This window comes from Kribbella sp. NPDC056951 (genome assembly GCF_042674205.1).
Lineage (GTDB): Bacteria > Actinomycetota > Actinomycetes > Propionibacteriales > Kribbellaceae > Kribbella > Kribbella yunnanensis.
In genome coordinates this window covers 438,151-457,807 of record NZ_JBHUQZ010000003.1, presented here as the reverse complement: position 1 = coordinate 457,807, position 19,657 = coordinate 438,151, and the positions used below count along the sequence as shown (strand labels likewise).

Below are 19,657 nucleotides of genomic sequence, written 5' to 3'. Positions count from 1 at the left end.
GGGGTCAGGCGACGCGGGTTAGGCGACGCGCGGGTCGGGGGCCGGCTCCTTCGCCCCAACAGCCTGCGGGACGTCCACTACGGCTTTGTCCGCCAGCAGCTCGGACTGCGGAAGGATCTCCAGGCGGGGGCGGGGTAGCAGCCGCGGGCGGATCGACAGGCCGCGGCGGTGCGAGAAGTACAGCACCGATCCGATCGCGCCGAGCGCGGTCAGGCCGCCGCCGACGATCAGCGAGTAGCGGGCGCCGAGCTCCTGCCCGACGAAACCGATCAGCGGCGAACCGATCGTCGTACCGCCCATCAGAACGGTCATGTAGAGCGCCATCACCCGGCCGCGCATGGTCGGCTCGATGCTGAGCTGCATGGTCGCGTTCGCGGTCGTCAGCATGGTCAGCGAGGCCAGGCCGACCAGCGGCAGGACCAACGCGAAGGTCAGGTACGTCGGCATGACCGCGCTCACGACCTCGAGCAGGCCGAACGCGATCGCCGCGCCGATCACCATCCGGGCGCGGATCCGCACCCGGCGGGCGGCCAGTAGCGCGCCCGACAGCGAACCGATCGCGAGGACCGAGCCGAGAATCCCGTACTCCCCCGCGCCCTTGTGGAACGCCTCGACCGCCATCAGGGCCGACGTGAGCTGGAAGTTCAGGCCGAACATGCCGGCGAAGGCCACCGTGACCAGGACCATCATCAGATCCGGGCGGCGCCACAGGTAGCGCATGCCGTCGCGGATCATCCCCTTGTCGCGGGCAGCGACCTTCGGCGTGTGCAGCTCGGACGTGCGCATCAGGCGCAGCGACAGGATCACCGCGGCGTAGCTCAGCCCGTTGACGATAATGACCGGGCCGGTGCCGATCCAGTGGATCAGCAGGCCGGCCAGACCGGGACCGATCAGGCGGGCGGCGTTGAAGGAGGCCGAGTTCAGCCCGACCGCGTTGGACAGGTCGTCGCGGCCGACCATCTCGACCACGAACGCCTGGCGGGCCGGCGCGTCGAACGCCGTACCGATCCCGAAGAGGAAGGCGATCACGAAGACGTGCCACGGCTCGACCAGACCGGTGACGGTCAGGGTGCCCAGGGTGAGGGCCGCGATCGCCATCCACACCTGGGTGATCTGGAGGAGCTTGCGCTTGGGGAAGCGGTCGGCGACCAGGCCGGCGTACGGGCCGAGCAGGAGGGCGGGGGCGAACTGCAGGCCGGTGACGATACCGAGCGCCGTACCGGAGTGGGTGACCTCGAGGACCAGCCAGTCCTGCGCGACGCGCTGCATCCAGGTGCCGACGTTCGAGACGATCGCTCCGGTGGCATATAACCGGAAGTTGCGGACGTGGAAGGCGCGGAAAGTGGGGCTCACTTGGCCGCCAGCCGCTCGAGAACAGGTGCTGCCTTACGCAGGATGTCGCGCTCCTCAGGGGTCAGTTGTTTGAGCTTCGCGTGCAGCCACTCGTCGCGGCGCTTGCGGTTGGCAAGGATCAGCTCGTCGGCCTTGCCGGTCAGCTCCACGGTGACCTGGCGCTTGTCGGTCGGGTGCGGACGCCGGACGACGAGCCCGGCCTCCTCCATGTTCGACACGATCCGCGTCATCGACGGCGGCTTCACCTGCTCGTGGGCGGCCAGCTCGCCGATCGTCATCAGCTCGTGCTTCGACAACGCGCCGAGGACGCCGAGCTGGTTCGCGGTCAGGTCGTGACCGGGCTCGCGCTGACGCCGGATCTGCCGCGACAACCGCAATGTGGACGACCGCAGGGCACTCACGAGCCCCACGTCACTCTTCACCTGCTGCGCTACGACTTCCGGCATACCTTTACCTTAACTCATTACCTTTGCTAACGAAAACGGGTTTTCGCCTGCTGGTATTCCCGGTGGTCTAGAGTTCGTTCGCATGGGGACGCCTCGGGAGCTGGTCCGGTACGAACAGCGGTTCCGGCGGGCTGGACTGCCGCTGTTCATCGAGGACTTCTCGCCGACGCACGACATCTTCAACCGAGCCGCGCCGCTGCTGACGCTGGTGTTCCTGGCCGAGATGCTCGGCGCGACGCAGCTGGAGTGGAGGTGGTGGAAGAACATCCTGGCAGCCGCCGTGGGACTGGCCATCCTGGTCGGCGCGTTCGGGGTGCTCAACTGGTTGCGGGGCCGACCCTTCTGGTCGTTGCCGACCCGCTTCGGCCTTCCGGAACTGGCGGTCTTCGTGATGCTGCCGGCGTTGTTCCCGCTCTACCCCGACTACAGGTGGCCGCAGTTCTTCGGGATTGCCGTCGGCAACCTGTTGCTCGTCGGTGCCGTGTACGTCGTGGTCGGCTACGGGCTGATCGCGACGACGTACTGGAGTCTGCGGCGGATCGTCGGCGAGCTGGCGAACTCGCTGACCAGCCTGATCCGGGCGTTGCCGCTACTGCTGGTGTTCTCGCTGGTGCTGTTCATCAACACCGAGATGTGGCAGGTGTTCGCCGGGATGCCGGTGGCGTTCATCGTGCTGTCGGTGCTCGCGTTCACATTGCTGAGCACGCTGTTCCTGATGGTCCGGCTCCCGAAGGAACTGGACGCAATCGAGGCCGACGTGAAATCGGATCCGCCGCTACGGCGAGTGCAGCGGCTGAACCTGAGCGTCAACCTGGTGATCCGGCAATGGGTGCAGGCACTGGTCGTGAGCACCGGGGTCGGCCTGTTCTTCGTTGCCTTCGGCATGATCGGGATCAACGCGAAGATCTACGAAGCGTGGGGCGTACAGCCGGGTTCTTGGTCCGCCGAACTGCCCCTGCTGGGCCACAAACTGTTGCTCACCGCGAGTCTGGTGAAGGTTGCCATCGGCATCGCCAACTTCACCGGGCTCTACTACTCGATCGCATTGCTGACCGATTCGTCGTACCGGGAAGAGTTCCTGGACAACGTCAGCGCCGAGCTGCGCTCACTGTTCACAGCTCGGGCCGACTACCTGGAGCTCCGGCGCCGCCTACTCCCCGAATAGCTCGCCGACACGCTTCGACCACTCCGGGAACTTCGCCCGCTTGGCCGCGACCTCGGCGTACATGGCCTGGCCGACCGCCGGGTCGTCATCGCTGATCCGGACCGCGCTCATCTTCTCCAGCTTGTCCATGATCAGGTCGTCGCCGGACAGATGCACCGGATCCCAGGTGTAGCGCTTGAACGCCTCGAGGTCCGGGATCACCGCCAGGTAGGCATGGGTGAATCCGTCGGCGGGATCCCCCAGATCCGCGCCGACCACCCCGACCACGGTCGACTCCAGCGTCGCGGTACGCCGCATCACCGCGAGCACCTCGGTCTGTTCCGCGGCCGTCACACCGTCCTTGAACCGGAAGCGCAGCACATTGACGAACATCGTCTCTCCTCACCTGGTTGCACTGATGAGTGCAATTTAGCGCACTGCTCGGTTCATCGCTAGGCTGGCCCGGTGACAGCGACCAGGGGACGGATCGACAAGCGGCAGGCGATCCTCGATGCGGCCTTCGCCGTGTTCGCGCGGGACGGGTACCGGCCGGCGAGCGTGGACACCGTCGCCGCGACGGCGGGAGTCGCCAAGCACACGATCTACAACCACTTCGGCGACAAGGAGAGCTTGTTCCGCGCGGCGATCGCCGCGCTCGCCGACGACGCTCTCGCGCGCAATCTCGCCGCGGTGGAGCTGCTGCGGCTGCCGGCCGGCTCAGAGGATCTGGCCGCGGTCCTAGGCAGGGCTGGGCTGCAGCTGGCCGAGTGCTACTGCGATGAGCGGTCGCAGGCGTGCCGGCGGCTGCTGCAGGCCGAGATCAAGAATCTCCCCGACCTACAGGACGTCGTCCGCGAACGCGCCACCGACAAGGTGAACGAGGCTCTCGCCGATCGGTTCGCCCGGCTCGCGCTCGCTGGGCATTTGCGCATTGCCGACCCGGCGGTCGCTGCGGAACAGTTCGGCGCGCTGCTCACCGGTCCGCTGGAGACACGGTCCCGACTCGGCAGCCGCGAGGTCCCCGCGGACGAGATCGCCGAGGTCACGCAGAACGCCGTACAGACGTTTCTGCGTGCCTTCGGCAACCAATAACTACGCTCAGGCTCAGGCTCAGGTGAGCCAGTCGGACAGCGGGCCGATCGCGAAGTAGATCACGAACAGGGCGCTGACCACCCACATCAGCGGGTGCACCTGGCGGGCCTTGCCGCGGACGACCTTCAGGATCACGAACGAGACGAAACCGGCACCGATACCGGCGGTGATCGAGTACGTGAACGGCATCAGGATGATGGTCAGGAACGCCGGGAACGCGAGCTCGATATCGTCGAAGTCGATCCCCTTCACCTGCGTCATCATCAGGAACCCGACCAGGATCAGCGCCGGCGTCGCCGCCTCGTAGGGCACCAGGGTGACCAGCGGCGCGACCACCATCGAGATCAGGAAGCAGATCCCGGTCACCACACTCGCCAGCCCGGTCCGGGCGCCTTCGCCGACGCCGGAGGCCGACTCGATGTACGACGTGTTGCTCGAGACCGAGGCCGCACCACCCGCGGCGGCGGCGACGCTGTCGACGATCAGGATGCGCTGCGAGTTCGGCGGGTTGCCGTCCTTGTCCAGCAGGCCGGCCTCGGCGCCGATCGCGGTCATCGTGCCCATCGTGTCGAAGAAGTCGGCCAGCATCAGCGTGAAGATCAAGAGCAGTGCGGAGATCAGGCCGACCCGCTCGAACGAGCCGAACAGGTTGAACTCACCGACCAGGTCGAAGTTCGGTTTCGTGAACACCTGGTCGGGGAGCTTCGGAACGCTCAGGCCCCAGCCGCCCGGGTTGTCGGTGGTCCGGCCGCCGACCTTGACGATCGCCTCGACCACGATCGCCAGGACCGTCGCGGAGATGATGCCGATCAGGATCGCGCCCTTCACCTTGCGCGCGTACAACGTGATGATCAGGATCAGGCCGACCACGAAGACGAGCACCGGCCAACCCTTGAGGTTGCCGCCGACACCGAGCTGGACCGGGGGGACACCGCCGACACCGGGCCGGACGAAGCCGGCGTCGACCACTCCGATGAAGGCGATGAACAGGCCGATACCAACGCTGATCGCCACCTTCAGTTGCACTGGCACAGCCTCGAAGACCGCTTTACGGAAGCCGGTGAACACCAGGACCAGAATGATCAGGCCCTCCAGCACGACCAGGCCCATCGCGTCCGCCCAAGTCATCTGGCTCGCCACGCTGAAGGCGATGAACGCATTCAGCCCGAGACCGGACGCGAGGGCGAGTGGGAAGTTCGCCACCAGACCCATCACGATCGTGACCACCCCGGCCACCAGCGCGGTCGCGACCGCGACCTTCGCGATCGCGGCACCCGAGTCCAGCCCACCACCGATGAGCTGCGGCCCACCTTCGACGAGCGGTGTCCCATCCTTGGCCGAGCCAAGGATCAGCGGGTTCAGCACCACGATGTACGCCATCGTGAAGAACGTGACGAGGCCACCGCGCAACTCGCGGCCGAGCGTGGACCCCCGTTCACTGATCTTGAAGAACGAGTCGAAGGGATTCGATCCGGAGCGGGCCGTCGTGGCCTGGGACGAGCTCATGACGGCATGGTGCCAGGTCGGACCCGCTGGTAGCGAGCACTAACTGCTGGCCTTTCGGGCGCGCCGTCTATGGTGGTGCCGTGACGGAGGAGCAACCCGCGCCCAAGAAGCGCACCGACCCCACCAGCCAGCTGGCCCGTGGCGAACTGGTCCACGCCGAGGTCAAACCCCTCGACCTGTCCGGGATCCCCACCGTCATCGTCGGCATCGTGTTGTTCGCGATCGCCTTCGTCGTGCTGCTGTTCTTCCGCTCCACCCTCGAACGCGACGGCCTCGAATGGTGGCTCTGGGTCGCCGCCGCCGGCTTCGGCCTCGGCTGGATCGGCCTCTGGTACTGCACCCGCCGCTGGAACAAAATCAAAGCCGGCAAACCAGTCCGCGACTGACCCGAGCGCTGTAGGTGTCGGCAAGGACACGTAGTAGTCCCTCCAGACCGCCTTCGCACTCCCCCGTCCACGCCTGAGCGGCGTCCCGGCCCACGACCACTACGTGTCCTTGGCGACGCATCTTTCCTCGGCGATGGATCTTCCGACCGACAGGACGTGTCCATCTGCGTAGACGGCGTTGGCCGTGGGGAGTTGGCGGGCGGGCGGGTTGGTGGGCGTATACGTCCTGTTCTTCTGCAGATCGGTGGGCGCAGCAGAACGCCCGGCCGATGGTGGGCCGGGCGTGGTGCGGTACGTAGGGGCGTACCGGGGTTAGGAGTCGGTGACCTCGTCGTCGGAGGTGGGTTCGGCGGCGGCTTCCACCTCGGAGTGGACGGCGTCGGCTTCGGTGGCCTCGTCGTCGGTGGCGAGCTCCATGGAGTCGTAGCCGGTGGTGTCGAAGGCGTGGTCGGCGACCGGGGGTTCGGCGAGGTCGATGACGGCGTCGGAGTGGGCTCCGCAGCCGTAGTCGAAGGCGACGACGCGGCCTTCGCCGGGGGCCATCTCGTTGGCGCAGACGCCGAAGGAGCGGCCGAGGCTGTCACCGAGGCGGATCCAGTAGCCGCACCCGTTGCACTTGTAGGGGACGGCCTGGGCGATCGCGGCGGTGGGGCCGAAGTCGCCGGTGGACCAGCGCTCGGCAGCGTCGTCACGGCCGAACACCGACAGCACGCGCTCGCGACCGAGGCCCAACTCTTCGACGACCTCGAGAACGTCGTCGGGGCCGCCGGTATCGGTGAAGCCGGGCTCCAGGCGCGGGTCGTCGGCGGGCGTCGGGAACAGGTCGCCGGGGCGCAGGTCGCCGGGCTGCACGCGGTCGGACCACGGCACCCACTCGGGCGCGACGATCGCCGCGTCGCCGGGGAGCATGACGACCTCGTTGACGGTGACCGTCTTCGCGCGGGAGGCGCGGGTCACGGTGACCGCCCAGCGCCAGCCGCGGTACCCCGGGTGCGCCGAGGCGAAGTAGTGCGTGACGAGGCGCTCACCCTCGACCAAATGACCGAGGTGCTCACCGATCTGCGCCGCGCCGGCCTCGTCGATCGCGGCCTCGCGGGCAGGTTCGACTGCTGCGACACAGACCGCGTCGGCCTTGGCGCGCACAGGTTCCGGAGTTCTGAGGGCAGTCACGATCGCCCATTCTCGCATGCTCGGACCGCTCTCACGAACGCGCCGTGACTGCGGTCTGTCCCCCACAGGAGGCAGGATGGAGGCATGCAGACGCCAGACCCCGCCGACCCCCGGCCGACACCCTCCGGCACCCAGCCGCCCGGTGCCGCCCGAGACGGTCGCGGTCCGCAGGCGAACGGCCCCACGGACAACCGCCGTACGGCGGGCGGAGCAGCCGGGAAGAAGTCGGCCAGTGCGCGGGTCGGAGCTGCACGGGAACGGTTGGGTACGGCGGGGCGCAAGTTCGGCCGGGCCTCGAAGGTCGGGGCGAACGGGGTTGCGGCGGCTTCCAAGAAGACGGCGAGTGTCGGCGGGACCGTCGGCCGGTGGACCGGGCGACGGATCAGCGGGCTGACCGGAGCGCAGGGTGCTCGGGAGTCGGGGTTGCAGCGACTGATCGAGCTTGGCGCGGTGAATGCGGCCGGTGACACAGCGTTCGCGGTGTCGCTCGCGGGGACGGTGTTCTTCACCGTGCCGAGCGACCAGGCCCGGGACCGCGTCGCACTGTTCCTGCTGCTGACGATGGCGCCGTTCGCGTTGATGGCTCCGCTGATCGGACCGATCCTGGACCGCTTCCGGCACGGCCGGCGCTGGGCAATCGGGGCGACTCTCGGTGCGCGAGGGTTCCTCGTGTGGGGGCTGGCTGGGTCGATCACCGACAGCAGTTCGGTCTGGTTGTACCCGGCCGCGCTGGGTTGTCTGGTCGCGTCCAAGGCCTACGGGGTGACGCGAGCATCCGCCGTACCGCGGCTGCTGCCCAAGGAGATCACCCTCGTCACGGCCAACTCACGGATCTCGTTGGCTGGTGTGGCCGGCGCGACGGTCGGGGCCGGGATCGCGGGTGCGTTCGCGGCGATCGGGCCGCAGTGGTCGTTGCGGTGGGCCGCACTGGTGTATCTGGTCGGTCTGATCCTGGCGATTCGGCTGCCTGCGGCGGTTGATTCACCGGCCGGCGAAGAAGTGACCGGTACGGCGGGGCGCGAGATGCGGCGGAAGGCGATCACCGCGGCCGTGGCACGCGGTATTCGCTGCAACCTGGGACTGCGGTTCGTCTCCGGCTTCCTCACGATGTACCTGGCCTTCCTCCTCCGCGACCAGCCAATCGCCGGCATCAACGGCACAGTCGCGGCCGGTGCCGTGGTCGCCGCAGCCGGCATCGGCAACAGCCTCGGCACCCTGGCCGGTTCGTTGCTCAAGGCCCGAAAACCCGAGACCGTCGTACTGGTCGTGCTCCTCGCCGACGCCACCATCGCCGTATTGGTGGCAGTGTTCTACGGATTCCCGATCCTGATCGCGCTCGGCCTGATCGCGGGGTCGTGCAGTTCGCTCGGCAAGCTGTCGCTGGACGCGATGATCCAGCGCGACGTGCCGGAATCCGTCCGTACGTCGGTGTTCGCCCGCTCGGAGACCGTGCTGCAACTGTCCTGGGTCATCGGCGGCGGCTGCGGCATCGTGCTCCCGCTCATCCCCCGCCTCGGCTTCGGCTTCCTGGCCGCGGTCCTACTCCTCGCCGTCTTCCTCGTCGTCCGGATGAAGCCCTCCGGCATCCCCGGCGTCGGCGGCCCCCGCAAGCCGGGCCCGCGCCCCCAACCACCCAAGCGCTCCCCGGAACCCCCGGCCAAGGCTGGTACGACGCGGACGATCCTCACCACGAGCATCGCCGAACAACGCGCCCACCGCACCAAGCAGTCCGACGAACCCGAGCCGACCATCGAAGTACCCACCTCCGGCCAGCCGGTCGGCCAGTGGTGGAGCGGCCAGCCCGACGACGACACCGACGACACCCTCGAAGACCAGGCCCCCTGGTCCAAAGACCCCACCGTCGAAAACCGCCGCCACCCCGAACCACCCCGTTAGCCCACTACCCCGCGCGGCCCCCCGCACGCCCCGCCAGCCACCGTCCACCCCAGCCACAGGCTGCGGGCCTGCGTACACAACAGACGGCCGCGGCGGCGAGCACTCCCGCGGTCACTCCCGGCCGCATGACCGGTGCGGAGGTGGGAGCTCACCAACCGCCGGTGACCATGCGGCCGAGAGTGTGGCCTGCTGGCTGGTCGCCGCTCCGGCCGCCTGTTGGGTACGCAGGCCCGGAACCGTGGCTGGGGTTGGCGGGGGCGGGCAAGGGCGGGGGTTGTTGTGGGGCGGGGGTTGTTGTGGGGCGGGGGTTGTTGTGGGGCGGGGGTTGTTGTGAGCGGCCGTTAGTGGTTGGCGGGGGTTAGCTTGGGGTCGGCGGGGCTGGTGGTGGGTGCTGCGAGGGGGGTGGTGCGGCGGAGGGTGAGGGTGGTGATGACGGCGGTGGTTACCAGGAGGGCGGCGCCTACGACCGAGATTGTGTTGAGGGAGTGGGTGAAGGCGTGGCGGGCGGTGGCCAGGAGGGCTTCGGCTGCGGGGCCGGGGAGGTGGGTGGCGGCGGCTGTGGCTGAGGGGAGGCCTTCGCGGAGGGGGGCGATGGCGTTGGCGGGGAGGTCGGCTCGGTAGGCGGCGGTGCCGATGGAGCCTAGGACGGCGATGCCTAGGGCGCCGCCGAATTCGCTGCAGGTTTCCATGACGGCGGAGGCTGAGCCGGCGCGTTCGGGGGTGACGGAGCCGACGATGGCTTCGGTGACCAGGGACATGACCATGACGAGGCCTGCGGCTAGTAGGCCGGCGCCGGTGAGGATCACGGCGAGGGAGGACTCGACGCGGACCTGGGTCAGTACGGCGAAGCCACCGGCCGCGAGGAGGAAGGCGCCACCGGTTACGTAGGCACGGTCGAACCGCTTGGCCAGCGTGGTTGCCAGCGGAGCTGCGCCGCCGACGACTACTGAGGGGGCGAGCGACCAGAGGGCGGCCTTCAGGGGTGACAAGCCCTGCACGAGTTGCAGGTACTGGGTCATGAAGATCGCGTTGCCGACGAGCGCCACCATGCCGATGGTGTTGGCGGCGAGTGAGCCGCTGAAGGCGCGGTTGCGGAACATCGCTAGCTCGATCATCGGGTACGCCGCAGTCCGCTGACGTTGGACGAACAGCACACCGACGATCAGCCCGGCGACGATCGCGACCACCGGCAACGACGCCGTACCGTGCGCAGCCAGTTCCTTGATGCCCCAGATGATCGGCAGTACGGCGGCCAATGACAGCACCGAGCCGAGAAGGTCGAACCGTCCCCCGGTCGGCGCCTTGAACTCGGGCAGCAGGATCGGGGCGAGGATGAGCAGCAGAATCATCGCCGGGATGTTCGCCAGGAACACCGAGCCCCACCAGAAGTGCTCAAGCAGGAACCCGCCGAACACAGGCCCGAGCGAGATGCCGCCCATCATCACCGCGCTCCAGAAGGCGATTGCCTTCTGCCGCTGACCGGCGTCGTGGAACATGTTGCGGATCAGCGCCAGCGTCGACGGCATCAAGGTCGCGCCGCCGATCCCGAGCACCGCCCGCGCGGCGATCAGCTGCTCCGGGTTCTGCGCGTACGCCGCCACCACGGAGGCGAGGCCGAAGGCGATCGCCCCGAAGATCAGCAGCCGGCGGCGGCCGATCCGGTCGCCGAGTGAGCCCATCGTGATCAGCAGCCCGGCCAGCACGAACCCGTAGATGTCGAAGATCCACAGCTGCTCGGTCGCGTTCACCCCGAGATCGGCCGAGATGTACGGAACGGCGAAGTACAGCACCGAGACATCCATCGAGACCAGCAACAGCGGCAGTGCGAGCACGCCGAGCGCGATCCACTCCTTGCGCCCGGCCCGTTCCGTCGTACTCATAACCCCTCCAGAGGATCTGTCTACGGCGCACACTGTGTGCGCCATACGCAGACCATAGCCGCTATCTGTCTATGATGTAAACAGTCAGCGGGAAGAGAGGGTCAGGACATGGAGCTACCGCGCGTGCTGGAGCAGCTGTGGGGTCTCGAGGGACCGGCGCGGCCCGGGCCGAAGCCGACGTTCCAGCTGAGCGATATCGGCGCGGCCGCGGTCAAGCTGGCCGACGCGGGCGGGCTGCCGGCGGTGTCGATGAGCAAGGTGGCGTCCGCGCTCGGCTTCACGACGATGTCGCTGTACCGGTACGTCGACTCGAAGGACGACCTCTACACGGTCATGCTCGAGTACGCCTTCGGCGAGGCCCCGGTCCTGTACGGCGAGGATTGGCGGAGCCGGATGACGTCGTGGGCGGAGGCGTTCCGCGACGGGTTGCGCGCGCACCCCTGGGTTCTGCAGGTGCCGGTCTCCGAGCCGCCGTTGTCACCCAACCAGCTGGGCTGGATGGAGTCGGCGCTGCAGGCGTTCCACGACACCAAGCTGACAGCAGGCGAGAGGTTGTCCGCGATGTTGCTGGTGAACATCTACGTCCGCGGCGCCGTCCAGCTCACCGTTCACCAGTTCACGAAGTCACCCGAGGAGTCCGCGGCGGCCGACCGGCTCTACACCCAGCGGCTGATGTTCCTCGCGACCGAGGAACGGTTCCCCGCGACCGCCGCCGGGCTGCAGCATCCGCAGGAGCTGGAGATCGACTTCGGCACCGACGGATTCAGCGACGGCCTGGACACCGTCCTCGACGGCATCCAGGCCCGGATCGACGACTAGACGTCGAGCTTGTCGGCGACACCGCGCAGTACGGTCGCGACCTGGCGGGCGGCCTTGCCGTCGGGCTGGCGGCCGCGGCGGTAGTTCTCGCCGAGGTTGTCGAGGAGCTTGATCAGGTCCTCGATGACGAGCTGCATCTCCTCCGGCTTCGGCCGCATCGCCTTCGCCACCGACGGCGGCGGGTCGATCAGCCGGACCTGCAGGGCCTGCTCACCCTTGCGGCCCTCGACGACACCGAACTCGACCTTCTGGCCGGGCTTGAGGTTGGTCACTCCGGCCGGCAACGCCTCGGCGCGGACGTAGACGTCACCGCCCTCTTCCTTGCTGAGGAAGCCGAACCCCTTCTCGGAGTCATACCACTTGACCTTGCCAACGGGCACGGGAACCTCTTCGGAGTCAATCGTCGGAAGAACTGCAACGGGCGGGCGGCCCGACCGGCTACCCAGGGTACGTGACCGAGCGCCGCAGCGCCCGTGAGAAATCAGCGGTACTTGTCGGGATCCTTCAGCCGCTCGTTCATCGAACCGGACCGGAACCCGCGCGGATCGACCCGGGCCGCGGTGAACCCTTCGGCCATGACCGCATCCACCAGCTCCTGATGGTCCACCCGGGCGATCAGCTCGTGATCGATCTCGATACTCGCCGCCTCGCCCAGATCGCGGACGCGCACGTTCTGCAGCCCGTACGACGCCAACCGCGACCGGATCGCCGCCTCGGCCCGGTCGACCCGGGCCAGCAGATTCGGCGTGATGCGGATGCCGTACGCGATCCGGCTGGACAGGCAGGCCGCCGCCGGTTTGTCCGAAGTCGCCAGCCCCCAGCTGCGCGAGGCCTCGCGGATCTGCGCCTTGGTCAGCCGCGCATCCTTCAGCGGGGTGATCGCACCCCGCTCGTGCGCGGCCCGGATCCCGGGCCGGAACCCGGCGATCGCGTCGTCGGCGTTCGTCCCGGTCGCGATCGCGGTGATCCCGAACTCGTCGGCGATCGGCTGCAGGGTCTCGACCAGCTCGGCCTTGCAGAAGTAGCAGCGATCCCCCGCGTTGGCCTGGTAGCCCTCACGCTCCATCTCGTGCGTGTGCGGCGTCACGTGCCGCACGCCGAGCGCATCGGCGAACCGCGCGGCCGGCTCCAGCTCCGCATCCGGGAGGCTCGGTGAGATCGCGGTCGCGGCGACCACGTTGGCCGGGCCGATCGCCCGGGCCGCAGCCGCCAGCAGGAACGCCGAGTCGGCGCCACCGCTGAACGCGACGACCAGCTTGTCGTAGCTCGACAACCGCTTCATCAGCGCTTCCAGCCGCTGCTCGAGCACATACGCCTCGAGCCAAGCCGGGAACTCGGTCAGATCGTTCAGTACGACGTCCGCGCCGTACGCGCGCAGTTCGTCAGCCGTGAACGGCCCGGTCGCGACCGCCACCGCAACCGCGCCGGCCGCCTGCGCGCCGTCGATATCCGCGGTGTGGTCCCCGACGAAAATGCCCGCCTGGTGCTCGCGGAGCGCCGTACCCTTCTCGGCTCCGTGCAGGTCGCCGACCGGCTCGTCGACGTCCAGCCCGAGGTGCTCCAGGTGCAGTCGCACGGACGGCGTGTGCTTGGCCGAGACCACCATCGTCCGCCCGCGCAAGGCCCGGATGGCGGCCAGCGACTCGGCCACGCCGGGCAGCGGCAGGCTGCCGGTGATCGCGTGCGAGGGGTAGTGCTCGCGGTACCGCGTGACCATCGCGTCGACCTGCTCCGGCGGGAACCAGTTCGCCATCTCCCAGGTCAGCGGCGGCCCGAGCCGGCTCACCACGAGCTCGGAGTCGATGGGGACGCCGGTCTCGGCGGCCAGCAGGTCCCAGACCAGCTGGATCCCCGGCCGCGAGTCGATCAGCGTCATGTCCAGGTCGAACCCGACCACGAGTTCCGGTACGTCGAAAGTCGCGGGAGCGGGTCGGATCTCGGCGGTTGACACGTCCCCAACCCTACGTCCTGCCGCCGACAGCCCGGTCTCGCATCCCGAAACGGCCGATAAGTCTAGTAAATCAGTCGGATTATGGATGTTAACCCCACAGGAGGAACCATGACCGCTCAGCTCGAAGCTCCCGAGATCACCGTAACCAAGGCCGGCGGCGCGATCGGCGCCGTGATCGGCAACGTCCAGCTCGGCGGCGATCTCGCCCCGGAGACGGTGGCCGCGATCCGCCAGGCCCTGCTCGACCACAAGGTGATCTTCTTCCGCGACCAGCATGAGCTGGACGATGCCGGCCAGCTCGCCTTCGCCAAACTGCTCGGTACGCCGACACTGGCGCACCCGACCTCGAAGAGCCTCGACGGCGCGGCGAACGTGCTGCCGATCGACTCCGACTACGGCAAGGCGAACAGCTGGCACACCGACGTCACGTTCGTCGACCGGGTCCCCGCGATCAGCCTCCTGCGTGCGGTCACCCTCCCGCCGTACGGCGGCGCAACCACGTGGGCGAACACAGTTGCGGCGTACGCGGGACTCCCCGCAGCGCTGCAGGCGCTGGTCGACCGGCTCTGGGCTGTGCACAGCAACGTGTACGACTACGCCGGTGCGGCCGATGAGGTCCGGATCGGTGGAGTGGACGTGAAGGTCGAGACGCACCGCAAGCAGTTCGTCTCACAGCTGTTCGAAACCGAGCACCCGGTCGTCCGCGTGCACCCGGAGACCGGTGAGCGCTCCCTGGTGCTCGGTCATTTCGTACGGCGCTTCGTCGGCCTCACGTCGTCCGAAACGACCGCACTGTTCCAGCTGCTGCAGAACCGGATCACGAATCTCGACAACACCGTCCGCTGGCAGTGGCAGCCGGGCGACCTCGCGATCTGGGACAACCGCGCGACGCAGCACTACGGAGTCGCCGACTACGACGACCAGCCGCGCCGGCTGCACCGCATCACCCTGGCGGGCGACGTACCGGTCAGCATCGACGGTGTCCGCAGTACGCCGCGCACTGGCGACGCGACGCACTTCTCCTCACTTGACAACTGACGACTACCTGTCTGACCTCTTGACACTCTGGATGCTTTTGTAAACCATCAGGGACATGGACTCGTTCGCGGACCGGACCAAACGGCGGCTGCATAACGAGCTGCTGGATGCTGCGTACGACGCGATCGTCGCCGGCGGGTACGACGGACTCCGGATGGCCGAGGTGGCTCGGCGTACCGGAGTCTCCCGGCAGACCGTCTACAACGAGTTCAGCGACAAGTGGGGACTGCTGCAGGCAGTCACCACCCGCGAAACGGAACGGTTCCTGCTGGAAGTGAACGCAGCACTCGCTGCAGAGTCCGAGCCGATCGCCGGTTTGCAGGCCGCGGTCGAGCGGGCGCTCGCACTGGCCGGGGAGAACCCGCTGGTCAAGGCGATGCTGGGACAGCCGGGATCGGACCAGGCCAGCCAACTGCTGACCACACGAGGACAGCAGTTGCTGGAGGTGAGTCACCAGGCGCTGGACGCCCACGTCCGTGAGCACTGGCCCGAGGTGCCGCCAGAGGACGCGACCAGCTGTGTGGACATCGCACTGCGCGTTGTCCTCAGCCACATCGTCACACCGGGTCCTCCACCGGTGGCCGTGGCTGCGCAGCTGGCTCGCGTCCTCAGTCCGTTCTTGAGCCAGCACCGTCTAGTCCAGTCCAGGAGGCAGTGATGACGAATGCGTTGCACAGGCAGGGTTTCAACTCGCTGAAGTCAGGTGGCTTCAACTGGGACGCACTGCCGTTGCGGCTGTTCGACAAGGGCAACCGCAAGTTCTGGAACCCACGCGACATCGACTTCACCCAGGACGCTCTCGACTGGCAGAGCCTCAGCGAGAACGACAAGGACAACGCCCTCATGCTCTGCTCACAGTTCATCGCCGGTGAGGAGGCGGTCACCGAGGACCTGCAACCGTTCCTGCAGGCCATGGCGGCCGAGGGCCGGTTCGGCGACGAGATGTACCTGACACAGTTCTGTTTCGAGGAGGCCAAGCACACTGCGGTCTTCCGGCTCTGGCTGGACGCCATCGGCGTCACTGAGGACCTGCACCGGTACGTCGAGACCAATCCGGGCTACCGGGCCATCTTCTACGAGGCCCTGCCGGTCGCACTCAAGTCACTGGCCAACGACCCGTCACCGGCCAACCAGGTCCGCGCCTCCGTCACCTACAACCACGTGGTCGAAGGGACGCTCGCTCTGACCGGGTACCACGCATGGAACCTGCTGTGTACGGCGCGCGGCGTACTGCCGGGCATGCAGGAGCTCATCCGCCGGATCGGTGACGACGAGCGTCGCCACATGGCCTGGGGCACGTTCACCTGCCGCCGTCACGTGGCCGCCGACGAGTCGAACTGGAAGGTCGTCACCGACACCATGGAAGAGCTGCTGCCGCATGCGCTCGTCCAGATCCAGTGGGCTCTCGACAACTCCCCAGAGCTCCCACCGGAGATCAACCCGACCGCACTGATGACGTACGCCGGCGACCGCGCCACCCGTCGCCTCGGCGCGATCGAGTCCGCAGTCGGCGCAGATGTGGCCGGTATCGACCTGGACTACTCGCCAGAGCGTCTAGAAGACGTCTTCGGCGATGAGGACTCAGCCGCCCTCGCGGCGGTCCGCTAGCTTTCGCACCTCGGTGTCGGCGGCCGTGACCACCCGGCCGTCGGCAGCGTGGACCTTGAGCGGCTTGAGTGGCTTGTGGTTGCGGCTGTCCAGCAGCTCGGAGTGCGGCTCTCCCGGCTCGAAGGAGTAGGCCTCGCCCCACTGGCGGAGTGCGACAATCACCGGGAACAGCGCCTCGCCCTTAGCTGTCAGCGCATAGTCGCTGTCCAGAATCCCCTGCTCCACAAGGCGTTTCAGACGCGCGCTGAGGATGTTCTTCGCGATCCCCAGACTCCGCTGGAACTCCCCGAACCGACGACTGCCGTCGAAAGCGTCGCGCACGATCAACAGCGACCACCAGTCGCCGACCGCATCCACCGACCGCGCCACCGGACAGTCCTCGTCGTCGAACCGCGTTCGCTTGACCACACCCACCTCCTTGGTTGCAAAATGCTACCACTCGCCTCTACGGTAGCAACATGCAACCAACCCATTCTGCCGGGGCCCGCCAGCGCCTGTTCCTCGCGGTCGCGGCCGGGGTCTCGGTCGCCACGATCTACTTCGCGCAACCTCTGCTCGTCACCATGGGCACGGAGCTCGGCCTGTCCCCAGCCACGGTCGGCCTATTCGTCACCGTGACCCAGATCGGCTACGGATTCGGCCTGTTCTTCCTTGTCCCGTTGGGCGATCGCCTCGACCGACGACGGTTGATCCGCTGGCAACTGGTGCTGCTGGCGGCCGCGCTGCTGCTCGTCGGCATCGCTCGCAACGCCGCGATGCTCCTGATCGGCCTCGCCGCCGTCGGCACCCTCGCCGTGGTCACCCAGTCCCTGGTCGCCTTCGGTGTCTCCCTGAGCGCACCCGCCGAGCGCGGCCGCACCGTCGGCACGATCACCACCGGCGTCGTCCTCGGCATCCTCCTCGCGCGGACAGCATCCGGCGTACTGACTGATCTCGCCGGCTGGCGCACGGTCTACCTGGTGGCGTGCGGCCTGTCCCTTTTGATCGCCGCCACCCTCTTCCGCTCCCCGCCAGAACAGAAGACAGACCTCTCGTACGGCGCTCTGCTCCGCTCGACTGTTGGTCTGTGGCGCGACGAGCCGTTGTTCCGCAACACCGCCATCCGCGCGTTCTTCCTCTTCGCGTCGTTCAGCACCCTGTGGAGTTCGGTCGCGCTGCCATTGACCGCGAAAGGCTTGTCGCACACGGAGATCGGCGCCTTCGGCCTGATCGGCGCGGCCGGCGCCTTGGCCGCGGGCCCGGCCGGTCGGCTCGCGGACCGCGGTCACGGACAACTGGTGGCCGTGACCGCTTCGATGCTGTTGGCAACGAGTTGGCTGGTGATCGCCTGGACGCCCAGATCACTGGTGGCGCTGGCGATCGGCGCCGTCGCACTGGACCTCGCCGTACAGGCGATCCACGTCACCAACCAGAGCCGCATCTACCCACTCCGCCCGGATGCAGGCAGCCGCCTGATCGGCGGCTACATGGTCTTCTACTCGCTCGGCAGCGGCCTGGGCGCCATCGCGTCGACCTGGCTCTACGCCCGCGCCGGCTGGACCGGCGTGAGCGTCCTCGGAGCGGTCTTCGCGCTAGGTGCCGTGGTCACGACAGTCCGAGCAGGCCGAGCGACTTCTCGCGCATCTCGACCTTCCGAATCTTTCCGGTGACGGTCATCGGGAAGTCGTCGACCAGCAGCACGTACTTGGGGATCTTGAAGCGGGCCAGCTTGCCGGTGGCGAACTCGCGGACGGCGTCGGCGTCGAGCGGGTCAGCGCCCGGCTTGAGCTTGATCCACGCGCAGAGCTCCTCGCCGTACCTCTCGTCCGGTACGCCGATCACCTGCACGTCGGCGATCGCGGGGTGCGTGTAGAGGAACTCCTCGATCTCGCGCGGGTACACGTTCTCGCCGCCGCGGATGACCATGTCCTTGATCCGGCCGACGATGTTCACGTAGCCGTCGTCGCGCATCACCGCGAGGTCGCCGGTGTGCATCCAGCGCGCCTGATCGATCGCCTCGGCCGTCTTCTCGGGCTCATCCCAGTAGCCGAGCATGACGGAGTAGCCGCGCGTGCACAGCTCCCCTGGCTCACCGCGCTCGACCACCAGACCAGTGGCCGGGTCCACGAGCTTCACCTCGACATGCGGCATCACTCGCCCGACAGTCGACGTACGGCGGTCCAGGTCGTCGTCACGCCGGGTTTGCGTGGACACCGGCGACGTCTCGGTCATGCCGTAACAGATGGCCACCTCGGCCATGTGCATGTCCGCCACACATCGCTTCATCACCTCAACCGGACACGGCGACCCGGCCATCACCCCAGTGCGCAGTGTGGACAGGTCGTAGTCGGCGAAGTCCGGCAGACCCAGTTCGGCGATGAACATCGTCGGTACGCCGTAGAGCGCCGTACACCGCTCGTCCTGCACAGCCTGCAGTGTCGCAGCGGGGTCGAACGCCGGACCGGGGATCACCATGCACGCACCGTGCGTTGTGCAGCCCAGGTTGGCCATCACCATGCCGAAGCAGTGGTAAAAGGGCACGGGGATGCACAGGCGGTCGTCTGCGGTGAAGGCGATCGTCTCGGTGACGAAGAAGCCGTTGTTGAGGATGTTGTGGTGGCTGAGCGTTGCGCCCTTCGGGAAGCCCGTTGTGCCGCTGGTGTACTGGATGTTGATCGGGTCGTCGAAGGACAGCTCCTCGGTGCGCTGCTGCAGCTCCGCGTCACTCACCCGGTCGGCTGCGTCGCGCAGGCTGTCCCAGTCGCCAGTGCCGATGTAGACGGTCTCCTCGAGCGCAGCGCAGTCCGGACGCACCTCATCGACCATGGCTCGGTAGTTGCTGGTCTTGAACTCGGTGGCCGAGATCAGCAGCCGCACACCGGACTGGTTGAGCGCATAGGCCAGCTCGTGCGTCCGGTAAGCCGGATTGATGTTCACGAGGATGGCGCCCACCGTGGCCGTCGCGTACTGCGTGATGGTCCACTCCGCGCAGTTCGGCGCCCAGATGCCGACCCGGTCGCCCTTGGCGATCCCCCACGCCAGCAGGCCCTTCGCGACCCGGTCCACCTCGGCACCCAGTTCGGCGTACGTCCAGCGCCGGCCGCTCTGCACCTCCACCAGCGCGTCCCGGTCGCCGTACTGCTGGACCGTCCGTCTCAGGTTGGCGCCGATCGTTTCGCCGAGCAACGGTACGTCGGAGATCCCGGAGGCGTAGGAAGGCAGGCTCATGCCTGTCATCGTCGCCCCGGTCAGATGCGTCTGCAACCGCACGTGCGGCAGGAAACAGGGGGTGGACGGCAAGCAATGTCCGTACCAACTCTCCGTCACATCGGTAGCGCTGCGTCATTGGACCGTTACAGTGGTTGGGAGAGGTGTGAGGCGATGGGCCG

19 protein-coding genes are annotated in these 19,657 nt (G+C 67.8%); 9 read left to right on the top strand and 10 right to left on the bottom strand.

The genetic code is table 11. The features are described from left to right. Window positions 1-18: 18 nt before the first annotated feature. Complete coding sequence (locus ACFTSF_RS15085; RefSeq protein ID WP_380154319.1) at window positions 19-1,353, bottom strand: MFS transporter; 1,335 nt, start codon at window positions 1,351-1,353, stop codon at window positions 19-21. Further along, window positions 1,350-1,799 (bottom strand): MarR family winged helix-turn-helix transcriptional regulator, encoded by a 450-nt coding sequence (locus ACFTSF_RS15080; protein WP_132405525.1) that lies wholly within the window; start codon window positions 1,797-1,799, stop codon window positions 1,350-1,352. Before ACFTSF_RS15080 ends, ACFTSF_RS15085 begins: the two co-directional genes overlap by 4 nt. Before the next feature lie 82 nt (window positions 1,800-1,881). Here ACFTSF_RS15080 and ACFTSF_RS15075 point away from each other — a divergent pair, with 82 nt between their 5' ends. Continuing rightward, window positions 1,882-2,964 carry a hypothetical protein gene (locus tag ACFTSF_RS15075; protein WP_380154318.1) on the top strand — a complete coding sequence of 361 codons (1,083 nt, stop codon included), beginning with the start codon at window positions 1,882-1,884 and terminating at the stop codon, window positions 2,962-2,964. Here the strand turns inward: ACFTSF_RS15075 and ACFTSF_RS15070 are convergent. Next, a complete protein-coding gene (locus tag ACFTSF_RS15070; protein WP_344144989.1) occupies window positions 2,950-3,336 on the bottom strand; it encodes a Dabb family protein in 387 nt (128 codons plus the stop codon). The genes ACFTSF_RS15075 and ACFTSF_RS15070 overlap by 15 nt on opposite strands. A 72-nt stretch (window positions 3,337-3,408) precedes the next feature. Between ACFTSF_RS15070 and ACFTSF_RS15065 the strand changes: the two genes are divergently transcribed. Beyond that, the gene (locus tag ACFTSF_RS15065) at window positions 3,409-4,035 is read left to right on the top strand and encodes a TetR/AcrR family transcriptional regulator (RefSeq protein ID WP_344144987.1); all 627 of its coding nucleotides are present in this window, start codon (window positions 3,409-3,411) and stop codon (window positions 4,033-4,035) included. An 18-nt stretch (window positions 4,036-4,053) separates the two neighbouring features. Here the strand turns inward: ACFTSF_RS15065 and ACFTSF_RS15060 are convergent, their stop codons facing one another. Further along, the gene (locus tag ACFTSF_RS15060; protein ID WP_380154317.1) at window positions 4,054-5,541 is read right to left on the bottom strand and encodes an NCS2 family permease; all 1,488 of its coding nucleotides are present in this window, start codon (window positions 5,539-5,541) and stop codon (window positions 4,054-4,056) included. 80 nt (window positions 5,542-5,621) lie between these two features. Between ACFTSF_RS15060 and ACFTSF_RS15055 the strand changes: the two genes are divergently transcribed. Further along, a complete protein-coding gene (locus ACFTSF_RS15055; RefSeq protein ID WP_344144983.1) occupies window positions 5,622-5,927 on the top strand; it encodes a DUF2530 domain-containing protein in 306 nt (101 codons plus the stop codon). Between the two features lie 312 nt (window positions 5,928-6,239). On the opposite strand, the gene ACFTSF_RS15050 is transcribed toward ACFTSF_RS15055, so the two are convergent. Next, on the bottom strand, window positions 6,240-7,097 hold the full coding sequence (locus tag ACFTSF_RS15050) for a DUF3027 domain-containing protein (RefSeq protein ID WP_380154316.1): 858 nt from the start codon (window positions 7,095-7,097) through the stop codon (window positions 6,240-6,242). Window positions 7,098-7,181: 84 nt separating this feature from the next. Between ACFTSF_RS15050 and ACFTSF_RS15045 the strand changes: the two genes are divergently transcribed. After that, complete coding sequence (locus tag ACFTSF_RS15045) at window positions 7,182-8,993, top strand: MFS transporter (protein ID WP_380154315.1); 1,812 nt, start codon at window positions 7,182-7,184, stop codon at window positions 8,991-8,993. 341 nt (window positions 8,994-9,334) lie between these two features. Here ACFTSF_RS15045 and ACFTSF_RS15040 read toward each other — a convergent pair whose 3' ends face one another. Next, window positions 9,335-10,873 (bottom strand): MFS transporter, encoded by a 1,539-nt coding sequence (locus tag ACFTSF_RS15040; RefSeq protein WP_380154314.1) that lies wholly within the window; start codon window positions 10,871-10,873, stop codon window positions 9,335-9,337. 108 nt (window positions 10,874-10,981) lie between these two features. Between ACFTSF_RS15040 and ACFTSF_RS15035 the strand changes: the two genes are divergently transcribed. Further along, entirely contained in the window at window positions 10,982-11,692 is a 711-nt protein-coding gene (locus ACFTSF_RS15035) for a TetR/AcrR family transcriptional regulator (protein WP_380154313.1), read from the top strand. Here the strand turns inward: ACFTSF_RS15035 and ACFTSF_RS15030 are convergent. After that, complete coding sequence (locus ACFTSF_RS15030; protein WP_344144973.1) at window positions 11,689-12,072, bottom strand: cold-shock protein; 384 nt, start codon at window positions 12,070-12,072, stop codon at window positions 11,689-11,691. The genes ACFTSF_RS15035 and ACFTSF_RS15030 overlap by 4 nt on opposite strands. Before the next feature lie 101 nt (window positions 12,073-12,173). Continuing rightward, window positions 12,174-13,643 (bottom strand): ATP-dependent sacrificial sulfur transferase LarE, encoded by a 1,470-nt coding sequence (gene larE, locus ACFTSF_RS15025; protein WP_380154312.1) that lies wholly within the window; start codon window positions 13,641-13,643, stop codon window positions 12,174-12,176. A 108-nt stretch (window positions 13,644-13,751) separates the two neighbouring features. On the opposite strand from larE, the gene ACFTSF_RS15020 reads away from it, so the two are divergent. From ACFTSF_RS15020 to ACFTSF_RS15010, 3 genes are read left to right on the top strand one after another with little or no spacing between them, the layout of a single operon-like run. Beyond that, a complete protein-coding gene (locus ACFTSF_RS15020) occupies window positions 13,752-14,681 on the top strand; it encodes a TauD/TfdA dioxygenase family protein (RefSeq protein WP_380154311.1) in 930 nt (309 codons plus the stop codon). A 55-nt stretch (window positions 14,682-14,736) separates the two neighbouring features. Then, entirely contained in the window at window positions 14,737-15,339 is a 603-nt protein-coding gene (locus ACFTSF_RS15015) for a TetR/AcrR family transcriptional regulator (protein WP_380154310.1), read from the top strand. Further along, the gene (locus ACFTSF_RS15010; protein ID WP_380154309.1) at window positions 15,339-16,289 is read left to right on the top strand and encodes a R2-like ligand-binding oxidase; all 951 of its coding nucleotides are present in this window, start codon (window positions 15,339-15,341) and stop codon (window positions 16,287-16,289) included. Before ACFTSF_RS15015 ends, ACFTSF_RS15010 begins: the two co-directional genes overlap by 1 nt. On the opposite strand, the gene ACFTSF_RS15005 is transcribed toward ACFTSF_RS15010, so the two are convergent. Beyond that, entirely contained in the window at window positions 16,263-16,697 is a 435-nt protein-coding gene (locus tag ACFTSF_RS15005) for a helix-turn-helix domain-containing protein (protein ID WP_344144964.1), read from the bottom strand. The genes ACFTSF_RS15010 and ACFTSF_RS15005 overlap by 27 nt on opposite strands. Window positions 16,698-16,747: 50 nt before the next feature. On the opposite strand from ACFTSF_RS15005, the gene ACFTSF_RS15000 reads away from it, so the two are divergent. Continuing rightward, window positions 16,748-17,938 carry an MFS transporter gene (locus ACFTSF_RS15000; RefSeq protein ID WP_380154308.1) on the top strand — a complete coding sequence of 397 codons (1,191 nt, stop codon included), beginning with the start codon at window positions 16,748-16,750 and terminating at the stop codon, window positions 17,936-17,938. Here the strand turns inward: ACFTSF_RS15000 and ACFTSF_RS14995 are convergent. Then, entirely contained in the window at window positions 17,874-19,496 is a 1,623-nt protein-coding gene (locus ACFTSF_RS14995) for an AMP-binding protein (RefSeq protein WP_380154307.1), read from the bottom strand. The genes ACFTSF_RS15000 and ACFTSF_RS14995 overlap by 65 nt on opposite strands. Between the last annotated feature and the right edge of the window lie 161 nt (window positions 19,497-19,657).

Coding starts and splice junctions, on each gene's coding strand:
- ACFTSF_RS15020 (WP_380154311.1), top strand. CDS start 13,752: ATGACCGCTCAGCTCGAAGCTCCCGAGATCACCGTAACCAAGGCCGGC.
- ACFTSF_RS15060 (WP_380154317.1), bottom strand. CDS start 5,541: ATGAGCTCGTCCCAGGCCACGACGGCCCGCTCCGGATCGAATCCCTTC.
- ACFTSF_RS15045 (WP_380154315.1), top strand. CDS start 7,182: ATGCAGACGCCAGACCCCGCCGACCCCCGGCCGACACCCTCCGGCACC.
- ACFTSF_RS14995 (WP_380154307.1), bottom strand. CDS start 19,496: ATGAGCCTGCCTTCCTACGCCTCCGGGATCTCCGACGTACCGTTGCTC.
- ACFTSF_RS15000 (WP_380154308.1), top strand. CDS start 16,748: ATGCAACCAACCCATTCTGCCGGGGCCCGCCAGCGCCTGTTCCTCGCG.
- ACFTSF_RS15035 (WP_380154313.1), top strand. CDS start 10,982: ATGGAGCTACCGCGCGTGCTGGAGCAGCTGTGGGGTCTCGAGGGACCG.
- ACFTSF_RS15040 (WP_380154314.1), bottom strand. CDS start 10,873: ATGAGTACGACGGAACGGGCCGGGCGCAAGGAGTGGATCGCGCTCGGC.
- ACFTSF_RS15010 (WP_380154309.1), top strand. CDS start 15,339: ATGACGAATGCGTTGCACAGGCAGGGTTTCAACTCGCTGAAGTCAGGT.
- ACFTSF_RS15015 (WP_380154310.1), top strand. CDS start 14,737: ATGGACTCGTTCGCGGACCGGACCAAACGGCGGCTGCATAACGAGCTG.
- ACFTSF_RS15080 (WP_132405525.1), bottom strand. CDS start 1,799: ATGCCGGAAGTCGTAGCGCAGCAGGTGAAGAGTGACGTGGGGCTCGTG.
- ACFTSF_RS15070 (WP_344144989.1), bottom strand. CDS start 3,336: ATGTTCGTCAATGTGCTGCGCTTCCGGTTCAAGGACGGTGTGACGGCC.
- ACFTSF_RS15075 (WP_380154318.1), top strand. CDS start 1,882: ATGGGGACGCCTCGGGAGCTGGTCCGGTACGAACAGCGGTTCCGGCGG.